This window comes from Aeromicrobium sp. PFPM2_SD2 (assembly GCF_057364525.1).
The window spans coordinates 1-2,656 of record NZ_JBNFNZ010000349.1; the positions used below are offsets into that span (position 1 = coordinate 1).

General features: G+C 72.5%; 2 protein-coding genes. Both read right to left on the reverse strand.

Translation table 11 applies throughout. The annotated features are described in order from the left end of the window. Positions 1-177: 177 nt before the first annotated feature. Positions 178-441, reverse strand: a complete 264-nt coding sequence (locus AC2W7G_RS13360; protein WP_485868870.1) for a hypothetical protein — start codon at positions 439-441, stop codon at positions 178-180. Continuing rightward, entirely contained in the window at positions 438-2,483 is a 2,046-nt protein-coding gene (flhA, locus tag AC2W7G_RS13365) for a flagellar biosynthesis protein FlhA (protein ID WP_485868871.1), read from the reverse strand. The genes AC2W7G_RS13360 and flhA overlap by 4 nt, the downstream gene beginning before the upstream one ends. Between the last annotated feature and the right edge of the window lie 173 nt (positions 2,484-2,656).

Here is a 2,656-nt window from a genome sequence, read left to right on the forward strand (position 1 = left end):
GGCGGCGGGCCGGGCGTCCGGTCGTCGTGGCAGGCGGCGGCGCGAGGACGCGGCGCAGGACGACCTCGAGCGGGACGCCGGGGACGAGGTCGGTGACGTCGTCGAGCGTCCCGACGGTGCGCGGACCGGTCAGGGACCCGCTCACGAGGTCCTCAGCTCCGTCCGCACCCGGGCAGTCTAGGCGACCTCAGGGACCGTCGGTCCATCGTGGGCCGGGACCTCCGGTCCCCACGGCGCGTCCGCCGGGGCGGCGGGCGGGCCGTGGATGATCCGCAGCGCCGCGGGACGCAGCAGCAGGTCCAGCGCCCAGCCGCCGAGCACGAGCACGACGGCGCGCTGGACGGCGTCCTCGGCGGTCATCGTGCCCAGGCTGGCGCCGACGAAGGCGGGCACGGAGCACACCAGTGCCAGCAGGACGACCAGCACGCCCGGCGGCCTCATCGGACGCCCACCGTCTCGCCCTGCCCGACCACGCCGACCGAGCGGACGTCGCCGCTGCCGTCGACCTCGGAGTAGGAGACGACCGGGAGCGTGGGCAGCGCGGGAGCCAGCATGCGGCGCAGCGCGGGCCGGATCTGCGGGGCGCACACCAGCACGGGCCGCGCGCCGGTGTTCTCGGCCTGGGTGACCAGGTCCGCCACCGAGCCCATGACCTGCTGGGCGGTCACCGGGTCCAGCGCGATGACCATGCCCCGGTCGCCCGGACGGCTGGCCTCGAGCATCCGGTGCTCCAGGGTCGGCTCGAGCGTGATGACGCTGAGCACGCCGTCGACCACGTACGGGTCGACGATGGCCGGCCCGAGTCCGAGTCGCGCGGCGTCCACGAGCGCGTCGACGTCCTTGGTGTCGCGCGCCTTGAGCGACAGCGACTCGAAGATGCCGACCAGGTTCTTGACCGGCACCTGCTCGTCGAGCAGTCCCTGCAGCACGCGCTGGATCTCGCCCAGGCTCAGCTGCGCCGGGGTGAGCTCCTCCACGACCGTGGGGCTGGAGCGCTTGACGACCTGCACGAGCATCGCCACGTCCTCGCGGCCCAGCAGGCGCGAGGCGTTGCGGGTGACGACCTCGGACAGGTGCGTGGTGATGACCGAGGCCCGGTCGACGACCGTCGCGCCCATCACCTCGGCCTGGTGGCGCAGCTCGGCGGAGACCCAGCGCGCGTCCAGCCCGAACACCGGCTCCTTGGTCGGCTCGCCGGGCAGCGCGGAGAGGTTGTCGCCGATGGCGAGCACCGTGCCGCGGGGCGCCTGGCCGCGCGCGACCTCGACGCCGAACATCGTGATCCGGTACGTGCGTCCGGGCAGCTCGAGGTTGTCGCGGGTGCGCACGGGCGGGATGACCACGCCGACGTCGCCGGCGATCTTGCGGCGCAGCGCCTTGACCCGGTCCAGAAGGTCGCCGCCGACGCTGCGGTCGACCAGGTCGATGATGTCGGCCGACAGCTCCAGGCCGAGCGGGTCGACCTGGATCTGCGCGGCGATCGTCTCGGGCTGCTCGGCGACGACCTCGGGGACGTCGTCGGGCCGCACCTCCGGCTCCTTGGCCAGCTCCGCGGCGACCCGCGCCGACAGGATGAGCAGCACGCCGCCGACCAGGATGAACGGGATCTTGGGCAGGCCCGGGATGAGGCACATGAACAGCGCCGCGCCGCCGGCCACCCGCAGCGGCATCGGGTTCTGGGTGAGCTGGCGCAGGATGTCCGAGCCCATGTCCTCGTCGGCGGTGGACCGCGTGACGACGAGGCCGGTGGCGACCGAGAGCAGCAGGGCGGGGATCTGCGAGACCAGGCCGTCGCCGACGCTCAGCAGGCTGTAGGTCTCGACCGCCTCGCCGAACTCCATGCCCATCTGGGCCATGCCCACGGCGAACCCGGCGAGCAGGTTGACCAGCGTGATGATGATGGCCGCGATCGCGTCGCCCTTGACGAACTTCGAGGCGCCGTCCATCGCGCCGTAGAAGTCGGCCTCGGCGTGCACCTCGGCGCGACGGCGACGGGCCTCCTCCTCGTCGATGAGGCCGGAGTTGAGGTCGGCGTCGATCGCCATCTGCTTGCCGGGCATCGCGTCGAGCGTGAAGCGGGCCCCGACCTCGGCGACGCGGCCGGCGCCGTTGGTGATGACGACGAACTGGATGATCAGCAGGATCACGAAGATGATGAGGCCGACGATGAGCGAGCCGCCGACGACGAAGTGGCCGAACGTCTCGATGACCTTGCCGGCGTGCGCCTCGGTGAGCACCAGGCGGGTCGCGCTGACGTTGAGCGCGAGCCGGAACAGCGTCATGACGAGCAGGATCGCCGGGAACGCGGCGAAGTCGAGCGGACGCTTGACGAACATCGCGACCATCAGCACGAGGATGCTGCCGGTCAGGTTGACCACGAGCAGCAGGTCGAGCACGGCCGGCGGCATCGGCACGACCAGCATGACGACGATGAGCACGACGCCGACGGGCACGCCGAGCTGCTTGAGCCGCTTGCGATCCATGGGTTGCGAGACGCCTTTCGGGGGTCGACGAGCTACGGCGACCGTCCCTGGCCTGTGGCGACTCCGTCCTGGTGTCGGGGGCCCTATCGGCCGGGCGGCGGGTCGGCTGAGGGGTTTCGCGGACGACGTCGGCCGCGGGCAGCACCTCGGGCAGCGGCTCGTCCCCGCGCGGG

Excerpts from the sequence above, each read along its gene's own strand:
- AC2W7G_RS13360 (WP_485868870.1), bottom strand. The coding sequence starts at position 441 with ATGAGGCCGCCGGGCGTGCTGGTCGTCCTGCTGGCACTGGTGTGCTCC.
- flhA (WP_485868871.1), bottom strand. The coding sequence starts at position 2,483 with ATGGATCGCAAGCGGCTCAAGCAGCTCGGCGTGCCCGTCGGCGTCGTG.